This window comes from Sorangium sp. So ce117 (genome assembly GCF_051524395.1).
Classification (GTDB): domain Bacteria; phylum Myxococcota_A; class Polyangia; order Polyangiales; family Polyangiaceae; genus Sorangium; species Sorangium cellulosum_B.
Map to the genome: position 1 here is coordinate 2,114,375 of NZ_CP150309.1, position 25,119 is coordinate 2,139,493.

Annotated in this window: 23 protein-coding genes; 9 read left to right on the top strand and 14 right to left on the bottom strand. The window is 70.8% G+C overall.

What is annotated here, in order from left to right; genetic code table 11:
* Positions 1–87 precede the first annotated feature (87 nt).
* Positions 88–1,473, top strand: coding sequence for an MATE family efflux transporter (locus WMF46_RS07995; protein WP_437985073.1), 1,386 nt, complete (start codon positions 88–90; stop codon positions 1,471–1,473).
* 82 nt (positions 1,474–1,555) lie between these two features.
* On the opposite strand, the gene WMF46_RS08000 is transcribed toward WMF46_RS07995, so the two are convergent.
* From WMF46_RS08000 to WMF46_RS08055, 12 genes are all read right to left on the bottom strand, one after another.
* Positions 1,556–2,194, bottom strand: coding sequence for a hypothetical protein (locus WMF46_RS08000; RefSeq protein ID WP_437985074.1), 639 nt, complete (start codon positions 2,192–2,194; stop codon positions 1,556–1,558).
* A gap of 119 nt (positions 2,195–2,313) precedes the next feature.
* The gene (locus WMF46_RS08005; protein WP_437907888.1) at positions 2,314–3,729 is read right to left on the bottom strand and encodes a sigma 54-interacting transcriptional regulator; all 1,416 of its coding nucleotides are present in this window, start codon (positions 3,727–3,729) and stop codon (positions 2,314–2,316) included.
* Positions 3,730–3,784: 55 nt separating this feature from the next.
* Positions 3,785–4,201 carry a Smr/MutS family protein gene (locus tag WMF46_RS08010; protein ID WP_437985075.1) on the bottom strand — a complete coding sequence of 139 codons (417 nt, stop codon included), beginning with the start codon at positions 4,199–4,201 and terminating at the stop codon, positions 3,785–3,787.
* Positions 4,202–4,296: 95 nt separating this feature from the next.
* Entirely contained in the window at positions 4,297–4,656 is a 360-nt protein-coding gene (locus tag WMF46_RS08015; RefSeq protein ID WP_437985076.1) for a sensor histidine kinase, read from the bottom strand.
* Positions 4,657–5,105: 449 nt separating this feature from the next.
* A complete protein-coding gene (locus tag WMF46_RS08020) occupies positions 5,106–5,309 on the bottom strand; it encodes a BBE domain-containing protein (RefSeq protein WP_437985077.1) in 204 nt (67 codons plus the stop codon).
* Positions 5,310–5,334: 25 nt separating this feature from the next.
* The gene (locus WMF46_RS08025; RefSeq protein WP_437985078.1) at positions 5,335–5,478 is read right to left on the bottom strand and encodes a hypothetical protein; all 144 of its coding nucleotides are present in this window, start codon (positions 5,476–5,478) and stop codon (positions 5,335–5,337) included.
* 193 nt (positions 5,479–5,671) lie between these two features.
* Positions 5,672–6,886, bottom strand: coding sequence for a lactonase family protein (locus WMF46_RS08030; protein ID WP_437985079.1), 1,215 nt, complete (start codon positions 6,884–6,886; stop codon positions 5,672–5,674).
* Between the two features lie 437 nt (positions 6,887–7,323).
* Positions 7,324–7,698, bottom strand: coding sequence for a hypothetical protein (locus WMF46_RS08035; RefSeq protein ID WP_437985080.1), 375 nt, complete (start codon positions 7,696–7,698; stop codon positions 7,324–7,326).
* Positions 7,699–7,750: 52 nt separating this feature from the next.
* Positions 7,751–8,329: a hypothetical protein gene (locus tag WMF46_RS08040; RefSeq protein ID WP_437985081.1), complete on the bottom strand. Its 579-nt coding sequence runs from the start codon at positions 8,327–8,329 to the stop codon at positions 7,751–7,753.
* Positions 8,301–9,104 (bottom strand): ParA family protein, encoded by an 804-nt coding sequence (locus WMF46_RS08045; protein ID WP_437550767.1) that lies wholly within the window; start codon positions 9,102–9,104, stop codon positions 8,301–8,303. Before WMF46_RS08045 ends, WMF46_RS08040 begins: the two co-directional genes overlap by 29 nt.
* Positions 9,101–9,976 (bottom strand): DUF4388 domain-containing protein, encoded by an 876-nt coding sequence (locus tag WMF46_RS08050; RefSeq protein WP_437985082.1) that lies wholly within the window; start codon positions 9,974–9,976, stop codon positions 9,101–9,103. Before WMF46_RS08050 ends, WMF46_RS08045 begins: the two co-directional genes overlap by 4 nt.
* Complete coding sequence (locus WMF46_RS08055; RefSeq protein ID WP_437985083.1) at positions 9,976–10,677, bottom strand: TRP-like protein; 702 nt, start codon at positions 10,675–10,677, stop codon at positions 9,976–9,978. The genes WMF46_RS08050 and WMF46_RS08055 overlap by 1 nt, the downstream gene beginning before the upstream one ends.
* A gap of 730 nt (positions 10,678–11,407) precedes the next feature.
* Here WMF46_RS08055 and WMF46_RS08060 point away from each other — a divergent pair.
* Entirely contained in the window at positions 11,408–12,166 is a 759-nt protein-coding gene (locus WMF46_RS08060; RefSeq protein WP_437985084.1) for a hypothetical protein, read from the top strand.
* A 238-nt stretch (positions 12,167–12,404) separates the two neighbouring features.
* On the top strand, positions 12,405–13,895 hold the full coding sequence (locus WMF46_RS08065) for an MDR family MFS transporter (protein WP_437985085.1): 1,491 nt from the start codon (positions 12,405–12,407) through the stop codon (positions 13,893–13,895).
* A 337-nt stretch (positions 13,896–14,232) separates the two neighbouring features.
* Here the strand turns inward: WMF46_RS08065 and WMF46_RS08070 are convergent, their stop codons facing one another.
* Both WMF46_RS08070 and WMF46_RS08075 read right to left on the bottom strand, forming a co-directional pair.
* Positions 14,233–16,305 (bottom strand): rhamnogalacturonan lyase, encoded by a 2,073-nt coding sequence (locus WMF46_RS08070; protein ID WP_437985086.1) that lies wholly within the window; start codon positions 16,303–16,305, stop codon positions 14,233–14,235.
* Positions 16,306–16,919: 614 nt separating this feature from the next.
* A complete protein-coding gene (locus tag WMF46_RS08075; RefSeq protein ID WP_437985087.1) occupies positions 16,920–18,473 on the bottom strand; it encodes an Lcl domain-containing protein in 1,554 nt (517 codons plus the stop codon).
* Between the two features lie 691 nt (positions 18,474–19,164).
* On the opposite strand from WMF46_RS08075, the gene WMF46_RS08080 reads away from it, so the two are divergent.
* The 6 genes from WMF46_RS08080 (at position 19,165) to WMF46_RS08105 (ending at position 24,878) form a co-directional block, all read left to right on the top strand.
* Complete coding sequence (locus WMF46_RS08080) at positions 19,165–19,437, top strand: MFS transporter (RefSeq protein WP_437907907.1); 273 nt, start codon at positions 19,165–19,167, stop codon at positions 19,435–19,437.
* A 70-nt stretch (positions 19,438–19,507) separates the two neighbouring features.
* Complete coding sequence (locus WMF46_RS08085) at positions 19,508–20,422, top strand: hypothetical protein (protein ID WP_437985088.1); 915 nt, start codon at positions 19,508–19,510, stop codon at positions 20,420–20,422.
* Positions 20,423–20,659: 237 nt separating this feature from the next.
* Entirely contained in the window at positions 20,660–21,916 is a 1,257-nt protein-coding gene (locus tag WMF46_RS08090; protein WP_437985089.1) for an arabinan endo-1,5-alpha-L-arabinosidase, read from the top strand.
* Between the two features lie 87 nt (positions 21,917–22,003).
* Positions 22,004–22,630, top strand: coding sequence for an RNA polymerase sigma factor (locus tag WMF46_RS08095; RefSeq protein ID WP_437907910.1), 627 nt, complete (start codon positions 22,004–22,006; stop codon positions 22,628–22,630).
* On the top strand, positions 22,627–23,721 hold the full coding sequence (locus WMF46_RS08100; protein ID WP_437985090.1) for a tetratricopeptide repeat protein: 1,095 nt from the start codon (positions 22,627–22,629) through the stop codon (positions 23,719–23,721). Before WMF46_RS08095 ends, WMF46_RS08100 begins: the two co-directional genes overlap by 4 nt.
* Positions 23,718–24,878: a hypothetical protein gene (locus tag WMF46_RS08105; protein ID WP_437985091.1), complete on the top strand. Its 1,161-nt coding sequence runs from the start codon at positions 23,718–23,720 to the stop codon at positions 24,876–24,878. The genes WMF46_RS08100 and WMF46_RS08105 overlap by 4 nt, the downstream gene beginning before the upstream one ends.
* The last annotated feature ends 241 nt before the right edge of the window (positions 24,879–25,119 follow it).

Here is a 25,119-nt window from a genome sequence, read left to right on the forward strand (position 1 = left end):
CGCGAGACCGCGAGACCGCGAGACCGCGCTCGTGTGGCCGTGTTCCGTCATGGCGAGGTGCCCCTCGGCAGAGTAGGATGCGGCGCTTTGCAATCGGTCCTACCTGCACCCGCTCTCCCTCGCCCTCGTTTGCTGGAGATCACCTGGCCCATCTTCAGCGAGAACCTGCTGCACATGCTCGTCGGCGTGTTCGGCGTATGGCTGGTCAGCCGCCTCTCGGACGAGGCCGCCGCCGCGTACGGGCTGTCCAACCAGATCATGTTGACCTTCATGATCACCTTTCGCTTCGTCAGCGTCGGCGCGAGCGTGGTGGTCACCCAGTATCTCGGCGCGCGGGACCGCGCCGGGGCGGAGCATGTCGCGCGGGCGTCGCTCGCGGCCAATCTCTGGCTCGGCGTCTTCAGCTTCGTCGTCATCGCGATCGGCGCGAGGCCGCTCCTCGAGCTGATGCGCCTGCCGCCTTCCCTGTTCCCGATCGCGGAGCCTTATCTGATCGCCGTCGGCGTGATGCTGGCGTTCGACGCGGTGAATTTCTCGATGGGCTCGGTGCTGCGCGCGCACACCTACACCCGCGACACGCTGCGCCTCATCGTCGTCATGTACATCGTGCAGCTCGCGCTCAGCCTGCCGCTCATGTTCGGTGTCGCCGGGGCTCCGGGGCTCGGCATGATGGGGCTCGCGGTCGCCGCGGTGGTCGGGCGCGCGCTCTCGTTCTGGATGCACCGGCAGCTCTGGATCTCGCGCCTCGGGATCCGCCCGACCTTCGAGGATTTCTGGCGCATTCGCCCCGACCGCCTCCGCGAGATGCTGCACATCGGCCTGCCGGGGGCGGGCGAGAACGTGGTCTATCGCATCAGCTTCATGATCATCCTCGCGATGGTCGCCAACATGGGGCAGACGGCGCTCACCACCCATACGTACACGATGCAGATCATGCACTTCCTGCTGCTGTTCGGCATGGCGATCGGCTTCGGGACCGAGATCGTTGTCGGGCACCACATCGGCGCCGGCGATCTGCAGGGCGCCGATCGCCTGGTGCGCAGCGGCCTGGCGATCGGGTTCTGCGTGTGCGTGAGCCTGGTGATCGCCACCGCGCTGCTCGGCCCCCACCTGCTCGGCCTCTTCTCGCGCGATCCCGAGGTGATCGCCACCGGCTCCCGGCTGCTCTGGCTGACCCTCCTCGTCGAGCCGGGCCGCACGCTCAACCTGGTCGTCATCAACGGGCTCCGCGCGACCGGCGACGCCCGCTTCCCTGTCGGGTTCGGCGTCTTCTCGATGTTCGCCGTGGCCGTCGGGCTGTCCTGGCTGCTCGGCGTCCACCTCGGCTGGGGGCTCGCCGGCGTCTGGGTCGCCTACGCCGCCGACGAGTGGGTCCGCGGGCTGGTCATGGCCGCGCGCTGGCACTTCCAGGGCTGGGTGCCCCACGCGCGGCGCACCTTCCGCCGGGTGCGGCTGAGCAGCCGCCCCGCGTGAGCGCTCGCGCTTACCGAACAACCGCCCCGAGCAAGGGTGAGGCGCCGCCCGGCGGAAGGCGGCCGGGGAGGCCGGGCGCCGCTCATCCCGCCGGCGCGCTCACCTTCTCGGTGACGGCCATGCACAGCGCGGCCACGCCGCGCCGCGGGACGGTCACGAGCTTCTCGCGGAAGCTGGCGCGCTGATCGGTGTAGAGCTTCGACACCTTGTGGGAGAGGATCGTCGAGCTCCAGACCGCGACGACGTCCGCCCAGCGGAGATCGGCGTCGGCCTTCGTCGCATTGCGGTGACCCTCTCCGTCCACGATGCGGATCTCGACCTCGCCTGCGAGCAGCTGCCGCAGGTCCTCGGACGTGCCTGGCCCGCCGCCGACCACGAGCAGCCTCCGCAGCCCGCGCGCGTGGAACGCGCCGATCATCGCGAGCGCTGCCCGCTTGTTCGCCGACCTGCCGCACAGGTCGCAGACGGCGTCGGCGCCGACCTCGACCACGCGGAGCCCGGCCTTCGGCGGCAGCTTCGCGCACTCGGCGCAGCGGCGCTCGACCCGCTCCTCCGCCGGCGCCGACGGCGGGGAGCGACCGAGCGCCTGCTGCGCCCGGCCCGCGAGCTCCGCCGGGAGGAAGTCCGCAGGGTGGCGGAGCTCCGTCGCTGGCGCATGCTCCGCGAGCCAGAGGAGCAGATCGGTTTCTGAAATATTCAGAGATTTTGCGAGGTTGCGCACACGGACGGATCGCGCCATTGCGACGCGACTGTGACATGTGCAGCACCGCTGCGCCCTTTTCTATCGCAGGGGTGGCGGCTTCGGGCTGGCCCCGATGTGACCCGGCATGCCCGGCTCGCTTAGTCGAGGGCGGCGGCGCGGCGCAGCCCGTGGCGCTGGAGGAGGCGGTGGAGGTACATCCGGTCGAGCCCTGCTTTGCGCGCGGCGCGGCTCACGTTGCCGTTCGACCACGCCAGCAGGGCGGCGAGGTAGCGCCGCTCGAACTGGTCGATGATCGCGTCCTTCGCCTCCTTGAAGGGCATCTCGATGTTCGCGGCGGGCTCCTCGGGCGCGGCGCCCGGCGGCGCGGCGCCCGGCGGCGCGGGGCTGCGCTCGGGCGGCGCCGCCCCCATGGCGGCGCCCTCGCCGAGCACGACGCGGCGCTCGACGTAGTTCCTCAGCTCTCGGACGTTGCCGGGCCAGTCGTAACGCTTCATGTCCTCGATGACCTCGGGGGAGAAGAGGTGCACCTTGTCGACGGCGCCGAGCTCGTTCAGGAAGCAGTGGACGAGGAGGCCGATGTCCTCCTTGCGCTCCCGCAGCGGCGGGACGCGCACGGTGAGCACCGAGAGGCGGTAATAGAGGTCCTCGCGGAACCTGCCGCTGTTCACCTCGCGCTCCAGGCGCCGGTTCGTGGCGGCGATCACCCGGATATCGACCTTGCGCACCCGGCTCTCGCCGAGCCTGCGCACCTCGCGCGAGGCGAGGGCGCGGAGGAGCTTCGGCTGCATCTCCAGCGGCAGCTCGCCGATCTCGTCGAGGAAGACGGTGCCGCCGTCGGCCTCCTCGAAGGCGCCGGCGCGGTCGCGCGTGGCGCCCGTGAAGGAGCCGCGCACGTGGCCGAACAGCTCGCTCTCGATGAGGCTCGGCGAGATGGCGCCGCAGTCGACGATGACGAGCGGCTTGTCGGCGCGGGCGCCGCGCTGGACGAGCTCGGTGGCGATGACCTCCTTGCCCGTGCCGTTCTCGCCCTCGATCAGCACGTCGGGCGCGCTCTTCGCCACGCGATCGAGGACGGGGAAGAGGCGCCGCATGGGGACCGACACGCCCTGGAGCGCCCCGAAGCTGACCGCGCGCGCGAGCTCGGTCTCGGCGACGGCGTCGGCGTCGCGGATGCGCACGACCGACTCGCCGAGCTCGATGCGGCACTCCGGCAGGATGGCGTCGGCGTCCCGCACGCGGACGCCGGCGATGGTCGTCCCGTTGAGCGAGCCGACGTCCGTCAGCCGGAACGTGGACTTCACGCGCTCGAGGATGCAGTGGAAGCGGGAGACGGCGCGGTCGGCGAGCACCAGGTCGTTGCTCGGGTGGGAGCCGATGCGGATGAAATCGCCGTCGAGCACCATGACCCGGCTCGCGGGCTTGCCCGCCTCGCGCTCGACGCACAGCTCGATCCGGGGCACCGCGAGCACCTCGCCCTTCGCCATGCGGGGCTCCGTGGAGGCCGCGAGGCTCGGCGGGCCGGGGTCGTCGGGCGTGGCGGGGGGGCGCGGCATGCGCGCCATCTTACGCGTGGGCCTGTGCTCGTCCAGAGGCGGCCCTGCCGGCGGCTCAGGGCGAGAGGTCGCCGCCCGCCGGCTTGAGCCACACGACGGTGGCCCCCCACCCGCCGCGGGAGGCCGGGGCGTCGCGGAAGCCGTCCACGGCCGGGTGGCGCGAGAGGACGGCCCGGACGACGCGGCGCTGCACGCCCTTGCCGCGGCCGTGGATGACGCGCACCTCGCGGAACCCGCGCAGCTGCGCCTCGTGCAGGTACTCCTCGACCACGGAGGCGACGTCGCGCGGGGCGAACGTGTGCAGGTCGATCGCGTCCTCGATCGGCATGACCACGACGTCGTCGCCGCCGGGCGGCTCGGGCGCTCCGTCGGGGGGCCCGGCCCCGGGCGCGTCGAGCCCCGCGAGATCGGGGGGCGCGGGCGCGCGGGGCGAGAGCGCGCGGTCGAGCCATTCGCGGAGCCGGCGGAGCATCCGCGCGGTGTAGCCGAGCCGGCGGCGCCCGCCACCGCGGCCGGAGCGCCGCGCTCGCAGGCGCGAGGCGCGTTTGCGCCGCTACCGCAGCGGGATCACAGGTCGTCCCCGCGAGCGGGCGGTCCGCTCGCAGGCAAGCTCAGTCGGAACGTCGCGCCGTTTCCAGGAGGGGAGCTCACGGCCAACGTGGCCCCGTGGGCGGCGGCGATCCTGCTCGCCAGGTACAGCCCGAGGCCCATCCCGGACGCATGGCCGTCCGTGACGAAGCGGTCGAAGATGCGGGGAAGGATCTCCGGCGGCACGCCGGATCCGCGGTCGACGACGTCGACGTGGGCGTGCTCCGAGATGAGCTGGCCGAGCCGGGCGACCGACTCGGTCGCCCGGTCGGCGTCGCGCACGTCGTCGACCCGGCCGTCGAGCTCCGCGCGCCGGTGGAGCAGACCAAGGCGGCCCATGAGCGGGGTCAGGTAGTTTCCTTCGAGCAGGCTTCCTTTCCAGACATGCTGCTTTCTCGCTCCATGCTCCGCTCGACGCCCTTCGCTCGGCGGCGGAAGCGCGAGCCGGCGGTAAGCGGTGGATTGGGTCGTTATGACGACGCTGTCGCCCGATCGGTAGATGTGCGCGGCGCTGGCTGCCGCTCCGGCGCGAGCCCACGCGAGCGACCGGCGACAGGGACGAGCTCGGGCGGATGCGCGCGGTCCGATGCGCGCACGCCGGCAGCCCTTCGATGCAAGGTCGTGCTGGTCCGGTGGCTCATGTCGCCGAGCTGCCCGTTTGCAGCGCCACCGCAGGGGGACTGGTCCAATTTGAACAGGGAGACGGGGAGTCAGGGAGAAAAACTCGGTAAATCTCCCTGTCTCCCCGTCTCCCTGTGATCTTTCTCGGGCAAAGTCGACACCACCCCTCAGGGAGAGCGCGTCGGGATGCTCTGGGCGAAACGGAAGACGTTCTGCGGGTCGTATTTCTGCTTCACGGCGACAAGCCGCGCCAGGTTGCTCCCGTAGCAGGCGGTCGGCCAGTCCTTCTGGTCGGCGTCGATGTAGTTCGGCACGGCGAACCTGGACGCGTACGGCCGCAGCTTGTCACCGAACGCCGTCATCCAGGCCATGGCGTCGTCATGGTTCGTGCCCGCGTCACCTGACGGATACGCCGCTGGAGCTCACCACCATCATGGCGTTCGCCTCCGGCGGGAGAGCCGGCGACCAGCGCTGATAGGCCGTCATGACGGCCTTGATCGCCTCGCGCGGCCACTTGTAGCGGAACACCGCGCGAGGCATCGCGCGATGGCATCTTGCGTCGGCGTCGGCGCCGGCGCGTCTGGCGGCCGGTCCACGGGCGAGGTCGGGTCGGCGGCCGCCAAGCGCTGGTCAGGACGAAGGCCGCCCACAGCAGGGCGCACCGCAGGCGGCGAGGCCATTGAACCCTCGGACGGCGCGCGATCATGAGGTAGCTCCTCCCGGAGGTCGATCTCTATCGTGGCGCCGGCCGGCGGTGGGCCGGGAAGCGGAACAAACCGACATACGTGGCGCCCGGCGCCCGCGCCTTGACGCCGAGCGACGCAAGCTTGCCGTCGGCCTCGATACGGAATGCGACGAGCTGACCGGATCTCTGGTTGGCGGCGTAGAGGAGATGGCCGTCTGGCGACAGCACGAAGCTGCGCGGAGTGTGCGGGCCGTCGCCGTGCCCTGACGGCACATCGGCGAGCGGCGAGAGCTTCCCGGACGAAGCGTCGACCGAGAAGACGGCGATGCTATCGCGCCCGCGATTGGAACCGTAGACGAACCTGCCGGTCGGGTGCACGGCGATCTCGGCCCCGGTGTTTCGTCCCGAGTACCCCTCGGGCAGCGTCGAGGCCGTCGCGATGGGCGTCAGCCGGCCCGAGGCTCGATCGAATCGAAACGATGTGATCGTGCTCGCGGTCTCGTTGATCCCGAAGGCGACCGCCCCCTGCGGATGAAACGCGAGGTGCCGCGGACCGGAGTTTGCCGGGAGGCCCGCGCTCGGGACCGCGTTGGGCTCGAGCAGGCCCTGGATGCTGTCGAACGCATACTGTGCGATCAGGTCGGCGCCCAGGCAGGGCACGAAGGCATAGGCGCCGCTCTGATCGGTGATCGCCATGTGGGCTTTCGCGCCCGGGCTCTCGGTATCGGTCGCGTTGCCCAGCGCCCCGTTCCGCGCCACAGGGATCACCGATACGCTGCCGCCCTCGTAATTGGCGACCAGCAGCCAGTCACCGGCCGTGGAGAGCGACAGGTGGGCTGGGCCGTCGCCCTGTGCGCTGACCGCGTTGATCGCGGTGAGGACGCCGCTCTCCGCGTCCAGCTCGAACGAGCGGATCAGGGCATTGTCCTCGTCCACGGCGAACAGCAGGGCCCGCGCCGGATCCACGGCCAGGAAAGACGGCAGCCCCTCCGCGGCGTTGGTCTGGAGCAGCGCCAACCCGCCGCTGCGCTCGTCGACCGAGTAGACGCGGATCTTCCCCTCCTTGCCGCTCACGAAGGCGAGGAGCGGGCCTCCCGCGGCGGTGGTGGCCAGCGTCGCGTCAGGCGCCGACGCGATCCCCCCGGGGCCGCCGGCCAGCTGGTTTCTGGCGGTGCTCCCGCAGGCCGCTCCGAGGAGCGAGATCGCGCAGAGCGCGCCCAGAACGTCGTGACGATTCCTGGCAACGGCATGGTTACGCGGCATTTCTTTCGCTGTGCGGGGCGACCGCTTGCGATCGGCGTGACGCGATTCAACCGGTGCAGTCCGCGAGGAGCCCCGTGGCGTTCCCGCCGACGGGGATGGAAGGCCCCCGCACGTACTCCTTCAGCACCTGCTGGTGCGTCTTGCTCTTCCAGGCGGCGCTGTAATCGGGGTTGGCTGTACAGCTGGTTGTCGACCGTGGTGTCGCCCACCTCGTAGCTGCAGGCGATGCCAGAGCGGTGCGCGACGAGCTGCCGCAGCGTCACGTTCTTGCGCGCGGCGGGCTTGATGTACTCCTTGCCCGGCTCGGCGGCCCAGGGGAGCGCCTCGGCGAGCGTGGTGTCCCAGTCGACGTGAAGGAGGTCCCTTTGAATAAGTTGTTGATAGAGCGTCGCTCTTCCAGGCAGCGGCGCCGAGGCGGGTGAGGGGTGCCGAGCAGCTCAGCGCTCGCTCGCGTGCGCAATGGTCTCGATCATGCGCGGGATGGCGACGGAGATGAGGATCCCCAGGTTCGCCCGCTTGTTGTCCACCAGCATGCCCTGGAGCAGCTTCCCGTGGTTGACCACCACCACGGTGTGGTTGCCCGCCATGTCGAGCAGGTAATACCGCCCTAGCGGAGGGAAGTTCGAGTCGCGCAGCGAGCTGTCCAGCTCCTCGGTGATGCGCGTGAAGAGGGCCACCGCCACCGGTTGCTGGTTGAAGCCGGCGAGCGACAGGCCCGCCGTACGTTCCCAGATGTCGGTGGCCAGCAGCCCGTCGCGGAGGATGTTGCGGAGATCATGGACTGCGGCGTCGAGGACTTTGGTATCGATCATCGTGCTTCCGTCGCTCCTGGGCGCGCGCGCCCGCATTGAAGAACCGGATGTACTACAGCCCGCGCAAGGTCGTCTCGAGCGCCTCCTTCAGCTGCTCGAACGACCGCGTGGAGAGAGCCTCGTTGCCCACGGTGCCGAGGCAGAAGCCGCCGCGCGCCGTGCGCGCCTCGACCCAGGACATCATCTGCGCGCCCAGCCAGAGCGCGCCCGCCGTGGCGTCGACGCCGGGGATGGAGCGGACGCCGACCAGCGCCGAGAGCAGCGGCCCCACGAGGGACACGTGCGCCTCGGAGATGCCGTGCGCCGCCAGCGTGAGGCCGTTGTCGTCGGCCACGAAGGCGCCCACGCACGGATGGTGATCGAGCGTCCAGGCGACGAGCACGTCGAGCCGATCGGCCGGGTTGTCGGAGGTCTGAACGAGGCGCGGCACCTCCTTCACCTCCTTCACCTCCTTCACCTCCTTGGGCGCGGCCTTCGCCGGCACGGGCGCGGCCTTCCCCGGCGCGCCGGCGCGCGCTGCCCCCATGGCGGTCACGAGCGTCGCGGGCTCCCGCGACCGCGTCGTGGTCACCCGCGCGAGGAGCGAGGTCACCCGCTGCGCGTCAGTCCACGAGACGGATCGGACCGTCATCCTCGCCTCCTGCATTGGAGCCCAGGCGCTCCTCGATCTCGGCCACCAGCTTGTCGAACACCGCGGAGACCGCCGGAGGGCGGCGGCTGAGCAGACCGAGCGGCACGCCCGCGCGGCTCGCCTGGAGGAACGTGCTGTCGCGCGGGACCGCGGTGTCGAAGACCTGATCGCGGTAGAGGGACCACAGCTCCTCCAGCGAGGCCAAGAGCACCGGATCGCGGAACGAGCTCATGGTGCCGACCACGCCGAGCAGGGAGCAGGCGGAGCCGATGTCGCGGAGCCGCGCCAGGAGCTCGAGCAGCCGGGGCATGGCCCGCAGCGCGAGCGGCTCGCACTGCGCGACGGCGATGACGCTGTCCACCTCCTCCAGCGCGATGCGCGACATCCCGCCGAGCCCGGCCGGCGTGTCGAAGAGGACGAGGTCGAAGTCGCGCTGGCTGTGCTCCAGGATGCGCCCCACGATGTTGGCCTCGCGCGCGTTGATGGCGAAGCGATCCTCATCGAGCGCGTCGACGGGGCCCATGGGCAAGAGGCAGAGCTCCGGGAGCCGGGTCTTCACCAAGCCCTCGAGCGGGGGGCCGCCTCGCGCGAGGTTCGCGGCGAGGCCGGGCCGGTCGCTGACGCCGTCGAGCGACATGCCGATGGCGCCCTGCAGATCCGTGTCGACGAGCAGGGTCCGCGCGCCTCGGCGCGCGAAGGCGAAGGCGCAGTTGAGCGCCACGGTGGTCTTTCCGACTCCGCCCTTGAGGCTGGCGAATGCGATGGATCGGGTCATCTTGGGTATCCGAGCTTGCGTAGCTGTTCCAGGTTAGCGCGCACGAGGCTGGATGCGGGGTCGAGCGTCGAGAGGTCGATGAGGACGCAGGCCGCCTCGCTGTAGCTGCGTTCCATCAAGAGGCGCCGCGCGTCGGCGTTGAGCTGCTTGATGCGGGCCGCGCGCTGCTCCGGCGAGATGAGCGCGATCTCGATCCGCCTCGACGAGATCGGCGGCGGCACCTCCACGCTGCCTTCGTCGATCCGGCGCAGCGAGTCGAGCACCAGCTCCGCCAGGTCCTTGAAGATGGTGCGCTCCTTCGTCGAGCCGACGGCCGGGGTGACGCGCACCCGCATCTCGGGGCGGATGAGCCGCGCGAACGCCTCCTCGCCGACGCCGAGACCATCGAACGCCGTCCACACCTGGCCGCGCCGCACCTCGATCAGACCCACGTCGGCGCTGGTGTTGCTGACCACGAGGACGTGCGACTCGCCGGACATGCAGATCATCTGCAAGAAGTCGACGGGCACGAAGTTCATCCCGATCGGCGCCGACTGGGCGCCCGCGGCGTGCGCCATGAGGATGAGCGTCTCCTCGGCGATGGGCCACGTCACCCGCGTGGTGCTCGCCGCTCCCGGGACCTCCACGCCATCGTTGACGGCGAGCACCAGCCGCGCCGTGCGGCGGAGGAGCTGCGCGACGGCGTCCTCCGGCCCACCCGGGAGCGACGGCGCATAGATGATGAGCTCCGCGCTCTGCACGCCGTCGAGGGCTTGATCGAGCTCCTCCCAGGTCGCGGCGCCGAGGGCGCTCACCGGCGCCTGCCCGGCGATGACGCGGATGCACCGCATGCGCTCGCGCAGATCGGGAACGGCGACCACGACGATGGCCATCAGCCTCCCGTGTCGCGCCGCACTCGGCGCAGCATGACCGACGACGCCGTATCGCCCGGGCGCATGCGCGCGCACGCCTCGAACGCCTCGATCGCAGCGTCGTAGCGGCGCTGCACGAACGCGGCGGTGCCGCGGGCGAACGCCTCGCGGTAGAGCCGATCCTCCTCGGTCTCGTACACCCGCGGCGTGAACGGCGCGCTCGCGGGGGGAACCGGCGCGCTCGCGGGGGGAGCTTCCGGCGGTCGCCGCTCCAGACCGCGCGCCGGCATGGTCGGCGGCCCCGGATCGGCGCCGGCCTCGGACGGCAGCGTGTCCAGCTGCGGCCGGAAGGAGACCGACGGCCGGTCGCTGAACGGCGACGCCACCTCCCTCCCCGTGTAGAGGCCGACCAGCACCTGCAGCGTGCGGAGCCGCCCGAGCGGGCACATTTGAATGATGTCGTCGAACGTCGAGGCGCCGTCGATGTACCGCGCCACCAAGAGCGCGTCGGGCGAGCGACCCGCCGACACCGGGATGGGCCCCGCCACCTGATCGAGGCCGCCGAGCCGCTTGGCGTAGGCGCCGGCGAGGAACTCTTTGATCCGCTCGATGCTCGCCTGCAGCTCGCGATCGCCGGGCGACTCCGCGCGCGCCCGGTACAGCACCGCCAGCGCCTCCTCGTAGCGCTTCTCACGGACCAGCCGCACGATCTCCGCCCGCATGGGCGCGCTCTTCGGGACCGCGCGGCTCTCGGGTTCCACCATCAGAGCTGAGTCGAGTTGGTCTTTCACGGCACAGCCGGCAAGCTACATGCCTTGGCCGCCGGCATTCAAGCTGTTTGGCTGCACCTTCGCGGCGGCCGTCCTCGGTCGGCGCCGTGGATACCGGGCTCGCCATCGTTCAGGTACGCGCGTGTGGGACCAGCCAGCATCCCACCAGAACACGGGGAGCCGCGACATGCGCCCCATGTGAAGGCGGGGGAGACATGGGACGAGGCAATGACCGCGGCCCGCTTCCACATTCGGTCCATTGAGTCGCCACGTGTTCTCGGGCGTCTCGCAGGATCAATCGTCAGCCAATCGCGAACGTCGCAAGCCGTATCGCACCCCAGCGCCGGTTCGCCCACCGGCCGCCGTTTCAAATTTGAATGGTGATCCCAAGATTGTGGGTGCAACTTACACCGGGCGTGCGCTACAGTGCATGCACCGGCTGGACGCACCCCACAGCGTTGCAGAAACGTCTGAGGTGGTTCGTGGAAAATTCCAGTGATCGCGCTTGAAATGCAGCGCGAGGGGGGCGCAGGATTTCAACCGAGGTGAGGTCCAGCAGCAACGTCCATGCTCGGTGCGCCGTGATCTTGTCTTGAGGCCTCAGGCGCTCACGGCGCTTGGTTCACGCAAACAGAGGGATTGTTCAACCAACTGACACCCACAGCCGAAAAGGAGATCGCTCATGCGGCAGGTCTTGCGGCACATCTTCGAGAAGAAGCAGGCATACGCTCGTCTACCCCTGTTCGAGCACATGCGTAACGAACGGCTCGATCCGAGCGAGCGGCTCGCGTTCTATCCATGCATGGCGTACTTCATCCTGAGCTTCGGTGATCTGAACAAATTCGTACTACGGGAGGAGCACGCGGCGGACAAATACCAAGAGATGGTCAACGCCCACACACGCGAGGACGACCATCACTGGCCGTGGTACCTGGAGGATCTGTCCAAGCTCGGCCACGACGTCGAGGGCCGGGCCACGGACCTGCTGAACTTCCTCTGGGGTGAGGAGACGATACAGAATCGGATCCTCACCGCGCGGCTCACCGCGCTCATCAAGGGCACGACGGGCCTCGAGCGGCTCGTCATCATCGAAGCGATCGAAGAGACCGGCAACGTGCTCTTCGGGACGATGCTTCCCCTGGCGGAGGCCCTGGAGAAGCGCCTTGGCACGCAGCTGCGCTACTGCGGCCCGTTCCATTTCGAGCGCGAGTCGGGCCACGCGGTGAACGCCGACCACGCCGAGCTCGCGCGCATCCCGCTCGACGCCGAGACGCGCGCGCGGTACATCGCGCTCGCGGACGAGGTGTTCACGATATTCGAGCCGTGGACACACGAGCTCTTGCGCTATGCCCTCGCGCACCCCGTGAGCACCCCCGTGGCCGACCCCGAGACGGACGGCGTGAGCCAGGTGATGACCCGGTCGTCGGTGCTCGCCGCGTGAAGCCGCGCGGTTGAAGCCTCTCCGGTCGCACCGCCCCCTGTAGGGGACCCACCCCCGGGCGCTCGTCATGCGACGAGCTCTCCGCACAAGACGTTGACGCACATCTTGCCCCGACAGCGGTCGCCGACCGCTGTCCCGCGCAGCGCGCAGCTCGTCGCCCAGCTGGACCAGCAGCCCGACGCACGGCGCGGCGTCCCGCTTGCCGCGCCGGCTCATCCACACCACATCCACCACCTGCATGGCTCCAGAACGCAAGACGCACCGCGCCCTCACCGTCGCCGGGCTGATCCTGGCCCTCGCGATGGCCGCCCTCGAATCGACCGTCGTCGCCACCGCCATGCCCACGGTGATCGGCGATCTCGGCGGGATTCACCAGTACGCCTGGGTCACCACCGCCTACCTGCTCACCTCGTCGGTGCTGGTGCCCATCTGCGGCAAGCTGTCGGACATCTACGGCCGCAAGCCGATCATGCTCTTCGGCATCGCCGTCTTCCTGCTCGGCTCGATCGCGAGCGGCCTGGCGCAGACGATGCCGCAGCTCATCGCCTTCCGCGCCCTCCAGGGGGCCGGCGCCGGGGCGATGCAGCCGATGGCGATGACCATCTCGGGCGACATCTTCGATCTCAAGGAGCGCGCGCGGATCCAGGGCGTCTTCGGGGCCGCCTGGGGGTTGTTCGGCATCATCGGCCCGATGGTGGGCGGGCTCATCGTGCACTACTTCTCGTGGCGCTGGGTCTTCTACATCAACATCCCGTTCGGCGTTGCGTCCGCCGCGCTCGTGGCCACGTCGTTCCACGAGCGCATCGAAAAGCGGCCTCACGATCTCGATTTCCTCGGGGCGGCGCTCCTGTCCGCCGGCGTTGTCGCGCTGCTGCTCGCCACGGGGAGGCTCGGCGGGGAGACGACGCTGCTCGCGGCGGTCGCGTCGGCGGCGCTGTTCGCCGCGTTCTTCGCGGTCGAGCGCCGGGCCCCCGAGCCGATGATCCCGCTGCCGCTCTTCCGGCGCCCGGTGATGCTCATCTCCAACGTGGCCGGCGCGATCCTCGGCGGCGCGATGATGGGCACGATCACGTTCGTGCCGCTCTTCGTGCAGGGCGTGCTCCGCGGCACCCCGACGGACGCCGGCAGCGCCATCGCGCCGATGCTCATCGGCTGGCCGGTCGCGAGCGCCATCGGCGGGCGGCTCATCCCCCGGGTCGGGTTCCGCCCGCTCATCTGGATCGGCCTCGGCGTCACGGCGACGGCGGGGCTCGCGCTCGCGCTCGGCGGGGCGCACGACACGCCGCTGATGCTCCGCGCGACGACGCTTGTCTTCGGCGTGGGCATGGGGCTCTCCAACGTCGCGCTGCTCATCGCGGTGCAGAGCAGCGTCGCGTGGGATCAGCGGGGGATCGCCACCGCGAGCACGATGTTCTCCCGGCTGCTCGGCGGCGTCGTGGCGGTGGGCATCATGGGCGGCGTCCTGACGGCCCAGCTCGCGAAGGACCCGTCGATCCCCGCGGACGCAGCGAGCCGGCTCCTGACGGCGGAGGGGGCGCGTGGCCTCGATCCGTCGATCCTCCAGCACCTCGGGGAGGCGCTCACGGCCGGCCTGACCACGGTGTTCTGGATCATCGCGGCCATGGGCGTCACGGGCTTCATCGCGGCGCTGTGGTTCCCCCGCGTGCCGCTCCAGGCCGATGGAGGAGACGCGGCCGTCGCGCCGCCGAGCGGGGCCGGCGTCGGGTGAGGCGCCCCGCCTGCGTCGACAAGTAGAGCGATGATGGCATGTCGGGTCCTTTCGATGGGACCTCCACGCATGGATCCGCGGGTGCTCGGGCGGCACCGGGGAAGCGCCGAAGTACTTGTTCTTCCGCCAGATCTCTGCGGCCGCGGCCGTGAACAAGCAGCATTGCGAGGATCACGACGCCATCGTCCCCGCGGGCGCGGCTACCGGGGCGCGCGTGTGGGGGCCACCGCACCACGCCTCGACCTCCCCACCGCCGCGCGTCGCGGCCTGAGCCCCTCGGCGCGGCGGAGCGACGCCGCTGACGGAAGCGCTCCGGCCGCACGATGTCACCGCGACATCACCGCACCGTGATGTTGGGTCTGGGGGGCTCCCTCATGCCGTCGCCGATATGGAAGCTGGTGTGCGGCGGCTGGTTGTAGCTCGCGTTTTGCGCCGACACGTTGGCACGGTACTGCGGATCGTGCATCAGCGTGTAGATGCGGCGTTTCGTGATCTGATCGGTGGTGTAGATGCGCAGGCTGTTGCCGCACAGGAACACGACCTCCTCGCGCCAGTCGCCGAACAGATCCGCGCTGAGCGTCGGCACCGATTTGGTGCCGTTGATCGAGGTGCAGCCGTTCGCGGTGAAGCCCCGACCTTCGCCGTCGAAGTTCGTGACGGTGTTGCCGTCGAGTAGCTCGCGGCTCTCGTCGCCGTCCCACCAGATCAGGAAGTTCACCTGGCGAGGACGGGAGCCGATGTTGCGACCGCTCTCCGCATTGAACAGGCCGGCGGTGTTGGTCCAGGCCTCACCTCCCGGGTTATCGGGGGAGATGTCGTCGGCAGCGCCGCGGCCCGGCCCCTCGCCGTCGCTGTTCGGGCCGCGCCACAGGATCTCGCAGGTCTCCGCATCTCGGAGGAAGTAAGAGGGCACGCCGTTCTGTTCGGTCGGCTGGAACACCTCGAGCCCGGGGCGTGAGGGGACCAGGTCGGTGATGTGGAGCGCGTCGCCGTGCGCGCCGAAATTGACGGCGCACTTGCCCTTGCCGTCGGGGCCGATCGTCGCGCCACCAGGGATGATCTCCTGCCTCAAGTCGCCGTCCGTATCCGCTGCCATGACGCTGTGAGTGCCCTTGCTGGCGTAGGCACCGTTGCCGTTCGCGGACGAATCGAAGCTCCACATCAGGCTCAGCTTGCCGTCGCGGTAGTTGTACGCTCCGAACGTCGTTCGGGCGTAGTAGCCCCGCTGCATGACGACGCTCGGCTGGCCGGAGTCGTCGAGGAACGCCAGCGTGGCGTTGTAGCGATCCGAGCGGTTGCCGTTGTTGTCGCCGAAGCTGCCGCTCGTGATGGGGGCGTGGTACCCGATGGTCGCGAGCTCCGAGCCGTCGACGCCGCTGAAGATCGTGAGATATTCCGGCCCGCTCAAGATCTTGCCCGCCCCGTTGCGATAGTCTCGCGAGTCGTCATCGTCGGCGGCGGGACCGGTGTGCAGGAACGCTCCCTTCCCATCGCGCGTGCCAGGAGCGGTCTTGATGGCGATCTCAGCGCGACCATCGCCGTCCAGATCGTACACGACGAAGGGCGTGGTGTGCTCGCTCTCGCGGATGTTGATGCCCAGGTCGATGCGCCACAAGAAGGTGCCGTCGGTGTCGTAGGCCGCGAATTTTGGCTGGCCGGTGCGGCCGTCTTGCGACGGATCGCGCGGGGTGTCCTGCTCCTTGACCACGAGCTCGTAGTCGCCGTCGCCGTCGAGATCGCCGGGAGAGGCGTCTCCGGCTTCGTAATTGTCGGGCGTTTTGAGCGGGATGGTCAGATAGTTCTGCTGCCACGTGGGGGTGCCTGAGTCCCCGTCGCGCGTGTTGGCCGAGTCGCCCTGCTCGACGCCATCGATCACGGCGCGGACGGTGTACTTCGCGCCTCCGGGCGCCCCCGAGTCGAGGTAGTTGGTCGAGTCGGTGATGGGAGCGTCGTTCACCTTGGTGCCGTCGCGGTAGACGTTGAACCCGATCCCGGGATCCTCGTAGCCCATCAACCGCCAGCTGATGAAGTTGCCCTCGCCCGAGCGCACGGCCACCACGCCGCGGCACAGGTCCTCCAGCTTGACGTGGCCAGTCGCGGCGGCCGGTGTCACGCCGCAGATTGACTCGCCTGGACTGTCGGTGCCACCCGCGCCGGTTGCTCCTCCGCCCGACGCGCTGCTGGAAGTCTGGCCGGACGCGCTGCTGGAAGTCTGGCCGGACGCGCTGCTGGAAGTCTGGCCGGACGCGCCGCTGGAAGTCTGGCCGGACGCGCCGCTGGAAGTCTGGCCGGACGCGCCGCTGGACGCCTGCCCGGACGCGCCGCCTGCACTCTGACCGCCACCCGAGCCGTCATCGCCCGATTCGGGCCCGCTGCACGCACTCAGGGCTCCCACTACGACCAGGGCCATGGTCCCATAGGTAATGTCTCTCATTGTAGTACTCGCCTTCCAAGCCAATCGAGGAAAAGCCAAAAGCCGACGCCGACGCCGACGCTGCCGGAGCGTGGGGTGCGTGAGCTGGTCACGGATCACTCCGCGATCGCGGGGCCGCTGAGCCGCCGCGAAGGAACGTCCGAGATCACCGTTTCCAGAACTCGATGGGTATGTGGGACGAGGTGCTGGCTTTCGGTCACGACTCTGAGGTGCCCACTCGCATTTTTTTTCGCGCATCCCGGAGGAGCCGCGGGGGTGGAATTTTCTGGTCGAGCGGAACAGTCTAGGAGACGAGGCGAGCACGGCTGCCGTGCTAAGGAAGGCTCGTAGCCGGAGGCGAGCTACCAGCAGAGCCTCTGCACGTATCGGCGTGGTTGCCCTCGTACTTGGCCCAGCTGGCGTCGGTCGTGAGCCCCGCCAGAGCTGGGCGATGGGCAGGCAGGCGCTGATCCCCTGGGCCGGCGCGGGGGCGATGGCAGCCCAACAACGTTTTTTCGTCCGCACAGCGGCATCTCGCGGCGTCGCTCGGATTCCTCCGATCGCCGCGCCAGCGCCATGGCTGAGTCACCGGTCGCCCCGCCGAGCGAACTTCAGCGCACGCACCTCGCCCAGCCTGCCGTGAAGTAGTTCCACTTGCCGCTGGCGCCGGCGTTGAACCCGGTGAAGCCGTCGTCGAAGTTGAGCGCCCACGCCGCCGACGCGTTCCGTGCGGCCGCGTGGGAGCCCCAGTACCAGTCGTTGCTCCGGGCGCCGTACTGCGTGTCGGGGAACATCGTCCGGTGGATCGAGGGCCCGACCAGCGCCTCGTCGACGAGGGTCGCCAGCTCCCGGATGCTCGGCAAGCGCCAGGCGTGGTCGTTCAGATCGAGCGTCGCGCAATAGCTCTTCGCCTCCTCCCACGTCATCGTGGTCGGTGAATACCCCTGCTGCCAGACGAGCCCTGTGTAGTTGTCTCTCACCTCTCCTTGTGACACGACGGTGTACTGGTCGGGCGGCGCCACGGCCGGGCTGCTCGGCGCCTCCCCCGCGCCGTTGCCCCGCACGCAGCGCAGGCTCGCCGCAGTCGCCTTGGAGTAGGCGTTGCTGACGATCCCGTCGCTGACGTTGAAGGCCCAGGCGAAGTCGCGACCGCGCCCGGCGCCGGCCTGCCGGATCGTGAGGATCCAATCGGACGACGTCTTGTGGAAGCCCCCCCGGGCTCCCGGGAACGCGGTCCTGTCGATGGCCGGGCTCCGGGTGAAGTCCACGAGCGAGGTCATCTCGATGCGCGTGGGCAGACGCCAGTCGGAGAACCCGCCGAGCGTCAGAGAGTCGCAGTAGCTGATCGCCTGGTCCCACGTGTACACGTCCGCGGGAGGGCTCTGCTGCCAGTCGAGGCACGTGACGTCGTCGTGCACCACGCCGCCGCCGAGATCGGTGTAGCTCGCGGGGTTGGGCAGGCCGCTGCCCGCCGGATTCGGCATCGGCCAGCACGCCCACTTGTGCGAGCCGCACGTGGCGGCCCTGCCGCAGGTGTCGGTCGCTCCGCCCGCGCCGCCGGCGCCGCCGCTCGCTCCCGGCGCTCCGCCGTCCCCTGGCCCGCCTCCGCCCGCGGCCCCCGTCCCGCCGCCGCCCGAGTCGCCGCCGCTCTCCACGGGCACGAGCTCGATGTAATCGACCTTCAGGTCATAGCCCCGCGCGGAGGAGTTCTTGCCCGTGACCTGGAACGAGAATTCGACACTGCCGGAGAGCGCCTTCTCCCCGAGCGTCGCCGTCGTCCAGCTGTCGCCCGTGGACGAGCTGTAGGCGTCGAGGCTCCCCACCGTCGCGCCGGCCACGTTGACGTCGTACTTGCCGTATACGTTCCGCTTGGCGTAGCGGAGGACGAGCCTGTACGTGCCGGCCTCGACCGGCTTCGAGAACTTGAAGAAGTCGCCGCTCTGGCTGGCACGGAGCTTCACGTTGCCCGAGTTGGTCTCGATCCTGTCTCCGGCGGAGATTGACCACGACTGCGCCTCGGCCTCGACCCTGACGGCGCTGAGCGCGTCGCTCCGCGAGTCCACGTCCATGGCGTGCGCGTCCGCGGAGCCGTCGTCCGTCGCGACGCAGCCGACGAGGCCGATCGACAGCAATGCACCGGAAGCGTAAGCGTGCTTGAAGTTCATGGTTTCACCATTCAATGATTCAAGTCGATCCGAGGCCGAGCTGCTCGTTGAAGGTCGTCCGACAGTGCAGGCTCGCTGCGCTCCGGCTCGACCAGCACTCCACCGCGCGGTTCACCAGAGACACGATACGACGCGCGGACCACACGGTCACCTCAGCTCCTTCCTCTCGTGGTCCAGGTGAGCCGAGGCGCCCAGGATCAATCACGGGTCCTTTGTCTTTTTTGGGGGGCTTCACCAGCCGATCGCTCAGGAAGATACTTTTGCGCTGAGAAACGATGAAGATTTACATGCGCCGGCGGCCAGGAGGGGCGAGGTCGCCTGATGCACGCGGCTGAGGAGGGATGGACACACCGGCGCTGCTCGGGCGCCGTTCGAGGTGGCCATGCTTCACGCGCTTGCACAAGGAGGCGGGGCAGCCGGCGCGCATCGATCGGATGGCGTCGGGCTGCCCCGCTGGCTGTCGTCGCCGAGCGTGTTGGCGTCCGCGACCCGTAGGTACCTCGTTCGCCTCGACTATGCCAATCTCTGTCTTGCCGACGATACCCCCGAGTTTGCGGCTGTCGAGGGGCGCGTCCGCGCACTGCTCGACGAGCCCGCGCGCTGACGCCCCGTCGAGCATCACGATCCTCCTCGACGCGCTGCTCGGGGCTGATCTCCTGGACGACCCAGGGGGCCGATGTCGTGCGCGCCCATGCCGGGATCGGCCGCGTCTTCCGCTTCGCACCAGTACGCCTGGGTCACCATCGCCTACCTGCTCACCTCGTCGGTGCTGGTGCCCATCTGCGGCAAGCTATCGGACATCTACGGTCGCAACCCGATCCTGCTCTTCGGCGTCGCCGTCTTCCTGATCGGCTCGATCGCCAGCGGCGCCGCGAGCCGGCTCCTGAGGGCGGAGGGGGCGCGCGGCCTCGATCCGTCGATCCTCCAGCACCTCGCGCCGCCGAGCGAGGCCGGCGTCGGGTGAGGCGCCCCGCCCTCGTCGGCAGGGACGGGGGCTCGATCCAGCGGGCATGGGCGCGTATGAACGGGGGTAGATGAGGTGGCGGTCCCGGGAGATCACGGTGGCGTGGGGGCTCTGGCTCGCGCTCGGCGGGGCGGGGTGCGAGGACCAGCGCTTCGTCATCGGCGTGTTCGCGCCAGGGCAGGGCGGGGGAGGGAGCGTGCCGGAGCGGCCGAGGTTCGAGGCGCCGGCGGCGATGACGGAGCTCAACAGCAGCGAAAGGGAAGAGGACCCGACCCTCACGGACGATCTGCTCGAGATCTATTTCATGTCCGATCGCGAGGGGAACCGGGACATCTGGACGTCGCGGCGGGCAGGGGTGGGCTCGCCCTGGGACCCGCCGCACGCCGTGGAGAACATCAACCTGGCCGAGAGCATCGAGGATACCCCCTGCGTCTCCGGGGATGGGCTCCGGATCTGGTTCTACAGCAGGCGCGAGCCGGAGGGCACCTGGCTGGCCGAGCGCGCCAGCCGGGACGACCCGTGGGGAACGCCAGCGCACGTGGACGCCCTCGCCGTCGAGGGCGCCACGGTGATGGGCGCTCACGTCGATCCCCCAGGGCTCCACGTCGTGACCGGCGTCACGCCCGCGGACGCGGAGACGTACCTCGCGATCGCGTCGCGCGAACGCCCGGAGGACGACTGGAGCGCGCTCGTCCCGCTCGCCGGGCTGGACGGCCCAGGCGACGAGGGCGGCCCGTTCCTGTTCGACGACGGCAAGCAGATCCTGTTCCGATCGAGCCGCGAGGGCGGAGGAGACCTGTTCTGGGCGCGACGGCCGTCGACCGACGCGGCCTTCGAAGAGGCGGAGTCGCTCGGTGAGCCGCTGAACCTTCCCGAAGAGCGCGACACCGATCCACACCTCTCGCCCGACGGGGCCGTCCTGTTCTTCGCGTCGACGCGGAGCGGGGTGGCCGACATCTACGAAGCTCGGCGCGTCGCACGATGATTCGTGGCATCGCCGTCTCGGTGTAAAATTTCTGCGAAGACGGTTTTTGGCGCTCCACGAGAAGCTCGAGCAACCCATGATTGATCGTGGGCGCTCCGGCCCACGTGGGAGAGCGGGGCGACCCGTCCCGGAGGACATCGAGCCGACCCCATGGCCAGCACCTCGACGGATGATCCGCCCATGGAGCCTCAGGAGTTCAAGATGCGTCTCACGCTTTGCCGGTCACGGCGACGACAGGTGTCCTCGCCCACGTCGAGCCTCCTGATCGGCGTCGTCGCAACGCTCGCGGGCTGCAGCACGGAGCCCTCGGCGCAGGGCTCCGGCTCAGGCGGCCAGGACAGCGGCGCCACCGGCGCGGGCGGCACGACCACCGCTTCCGCCACCACGGCGAGCAGCGGCGCGGGAGGCCATCCGAGCGCGACGGCCGGGGTGGGGGGCGCCGGGGGCGCCGGCGGGAGCGGCGGCGCGGGTGGCAGCGGCGACGCCGGAGGCAGCGGCGGCGCCGGCGGCAGCGGCGGCGCCGGCGGCAGCGGCGGCGGCGCGGGAGGGGCCGCGGACAGGTGCGCCGATGCCCTCTACGACCCGGCGAGCCCGCCAGAGGCGCTGCCCCTGTCCGGGAACCTGGGGACCCACGACCCGGCCATCATCCAGGCGGGCGACCGCTACTACCTGTTCCAGACGGGGGACAGGCTCCCGATGAAGAGCTCGTCGAACCTCACCACGTGGCAGGCCGCAGGTCGGGTGTTCGACGCGAAGCCCGCCTGGCTGGAAGAGAAGGTCCCGGGCGTGAGCGACCTGTGGGCGCCCGATATCTCGCGCTTCGGCGACACCTACCATCTCTACTACTCCGCCTCCACGTTCGGCAGCAACCGGTCGTGCATCGGGCACGCGACGAAGGCATCGCTCGACTCGGCAGGTCCCTGGACGGACCGCGGCGCCGCCATCTGCTCCAACGACGGCGGGGCGCGGGACGACTGGAACGCGATCGATCCCAACGTCGCGATGGATGAGGAGGGGACGCCGTGGCTCGTGTTCGGGAGCTTCTGGGGCGGTATCAAGATGGTGAAGCTCGCCCCGTCGGGGGAGCGGGCCGACAAGGAGCTCCACGCCCTCGCCGCCCGCCCCGACGCGCGCGGGGCGCTCGAGGCGCCCTTCATCGTCCGGCGCTGCGGCTTCTATTACCTGTTCGTCTCGTTCGACGCCTGCTGCCGTGGGACGGACAGCACGTACAAGATCGCCGTCGGTCGTTCGACGAGCATCACAGGCCCGTACGTCGACAAGAAGGGGACACCGATGATGTCCGGCGGCGGCAGCATCCTCGTGGAAGGAGGCTCCCGCTGGCGAGGGCCCGGGCACAATGCCGTGCTGTTCTCCGGCGATCGCTCTTACAACATCTATCACGCCTACGACGCGCAATCGAACGGCGCCCCCACGCTGCGGATCTCCGATCTGGCGTGGGACACCGACGGCTGGCCGCGCTCCGGAGGGCCCTAGTCGCGCCACCTCCGCCGGGCTCCGCGCTGCGCGCCCTGATGATCGGCACTCATGGACTCCACCATCGTCGCCAGAATGCGAAAGCCCGTGACTGACCTCCACGCGCCGCCGGAGGGAGCGCCTCCGCGGGCCGACGAGCTGCTCGGCCTCGCGCGCGCCGCCGCCGCGCGCGATCCGGCGGCGATCCGCACGCTCATCACCGAGCTCGGCGGCGCCATGTTGCGGAGCGTCCGGAAGGTGCTCGGCCCGCATCACCCCGACGTCGAGGACGTGACCCAGGAAGCCGTGCTCGCGCTGCTCCAGGCGCTGCCGTCCTTTCGCGCGGAGTGCACCGTGCTCCACTTCGCCAACCGGATCGCCGTGATGACCGCGCTGGGCGCGCGCCGGCGCCTCAGCGTGCGCGCGCGCTTCGACGAGCCGGGCGCGCCGATCGACGTGGCCCCGGACGAGAGCGGCGCGTCGCCGTTCGCCGAGGCGGTCTCGAGCCGGCGGCGTAAGATGGTGCTAGAGGTGCTCGACAGGATGCCCGAGGCGACCGCGGAGGCGCTGGCCCTCCATTTCGTGCTTGGCTACACGGTCGACGAGATCGCGGCGCTGGCCCGCGTCTCTCCGAACACGGTCTGGAGTCGGCTCCGGCTCGGCAAGGAGGCGCTGCGGCGCGCGCTCGCCAACAACGCGAAGCTGGCCGAGCTCTTCCTGGGGAGGGAGACATGACCGCCGACTGTCGGAGCGAGCTCCTCACGCGGGTGCGCCGCGGCGTCGCGACCGAGCCGGACCGGCTCGCCCTCGACGCCCACCTCGGCACCTGCGCGTCGTGCCGGATCAGCTGGGTGCTCGCGCTGGACTTCGACGCCGCGGGCGCGGCGGAGCCCGGGGACGCAGAGCTCCTCGCGCGCATCGCGAACGCCGCGATCGGCGGGGCCGTGATCGACCTGCCGTGCGAGGGAGCGCCGGCGCGGCGGCGGCGCGCAGGAGCGCTCGCGCGGCAGCGGCGCGAAGGCGCGCCGGTGCGGCTCGCGAGCGCGCCCGTGCGGCCCGACAACGACGTCCGGCGCGGAGACGACGGCGCTCGACCGCGGAGCCTCCTCGCGGGGCGGCGCTGGGCCGGACGGACGCGGAGCGCCTGGCTCTGCGCCGCGGCGGCCGTCCTCGTCGCCGGGGTGTCGCTCGCGACCTCGGCGCTCGTCCAGCCGCGCCCGGCAGCGGAGATGGGGCCGGGCGCCCGCCTGATCGAGCCCTCGCTGCGCGCGGCGGTGTCCCGTGCGCGCGCTGCCGCGTCCTCCGCGGCCGCTCCGTCCGAGGGCGAGGCCGCGCCGGCGCCCACCGAAACGGCGCCGCCGGAGCTCGCGCCGGCCGCCCCGAGGCCGCGCGAGGCCGAGCGCGGGCCGAGCGCGGCGGCGTCCTCGCCGGGCGCTTCTCCGACCGCCTCGACGGCGGAGCAGCTGTTCCGGGAGGCCAACGACGCGCGGCGCGCCGGCCGCTCCCGGCGCGCCATCGAGCTCTACCGCGCGCTCCAGAAGGGGTTCGCGTCGTCGCCCGAGGCCACGCTCTCCCTCGTGTCGCTTGGCGGCCTGCTCCTCCACAACGGCTCGCCTGCCGCGGCGCTCGCGCAGTTCGATCGGTACCTCGGCGTCGCCGGGTCGCGCCCGCTCGCGGTCGAGGCGCTCTATGGCCGCGGGCGCGCCCTGCGGGCGCTCGGGCGCGCCGGCGACGAGGCGCAGACCTGGCGGCGCCTGCTCCGGGAGCACCCGGGCTCGCCGTACGTCGAGCACGCCCGCCGCCGCCTCGCCGAGCTCGGAGGGTGATCACGGAGCGAGCGCCGATCTGGCTCGGGTTCGCCGCGGCGATCGCGCTCTCCGCGGCGCGCGCCACGGCCATGGAGGAGGGGCCTTCGGCGGCGCCCGCGTCGCCCGGCGCGCCGGTGGTGGAGATCGTGCTGACGGGCCCCGCGCCGAACCTCGGCGCGATCCGGGCGGCGCTCGAATCCCAGGCGCTCTCCGCGTTCGCGCTCCGGTTCCGGGTCGCGCCGACGTTCGACGCGGCGGCGCTCTTCGCTGCGCGGGCCTCCTCCGGCGTGGCCCTCTCCTGCTGGATCGACGTGAGCGACCCGCGCCGCGCCGCGCTCTACTTCACCGATCCCGTGGCCGATCGCTTCCTGGTGCGCTCGATCGAGCTCTCGGGCGGCTTCGACGAGCTCGATCGCGAGTCCGTGGCCCAGGTCGTGGAGCTCTCGCTGCGGTCGCTGCGCGGGGGCGCGCGCGCGTCGCTCGATCGGGAACAGGCGCGCGCGCTCGTCCTCCGCCAGGCGGCGCCGGCGGGCAACCCGCCTGGCCAGGCGGCGCCGGCGGGCAACCCGCCGGGCCGGGCAGCGCCGCCGGGCAACGCGCCGGGCCAGGCGGCGCCGGCGCTGCGCGGCGCGCTGGAGCTCGGGGCGTTCTACGGCGTCACGGTGCACTCGGCGGAGATCGGCTGGACGCACGGCCCTGGCGTTCGCGTCGCGCTCGGCGCGAGCTCGGGGCGGCAGCGGCTCGCCCTCGACGCGCGCATCCAGTACCAGTTCGAGCGCCGCTTCGAGGAGCCGCGCATCGGCCTCGATCTCCGCACGATAGCGCTCCGCGCGGACGCCTCCTGGCTCTACGCCCTCACGCCCGGCGCGGCGCTGCTGGAGCTCGGCGCGCGGCTCGGCGCGGGCCTCGATCATGTCGAGGCGGCGCCGCGGCCAGGCAGCGCTGGGGCGCCGTCGTTCGTCCCCGCCGGGGCGAGCGCCTCGAACGCGCTCGTGCTCGTGGCCGGCGCCGTCGCCAAGCTGCCGCTGAGCCGCGATGTCCGGCTGTTCACGGAGCTCTTCGTCGAGCTCGATCCCGCGCGCGTCCGCTACGATCTCGCGCTCGAGCAGGGGACCGAGACCGTCTTTACGCGGTACCGTTTCCGGCCTGGCGTGCTGCTCGGCGTCGAGCTCTGACGGCGCCCCGTTGGCCTGGCGTCGAGCCGAGGAACGGTCGTTCTCATGAAAATTTGCGCTTTGACGCGACGGCCCGGGCGCCCGCGAGAAAATCGAACGACGCGTGATTGATCGCAGCCGCCTCGGCGCACGTGGGGAGGACAGCGCGGCGCTTTGTCATCGCTTCGCGCGCTCTTCACCCCCGCTGGCCACGTACGTCCCTCCGGGCACGCACCCGACGCGTGCTCGCCGTGCACTGTTT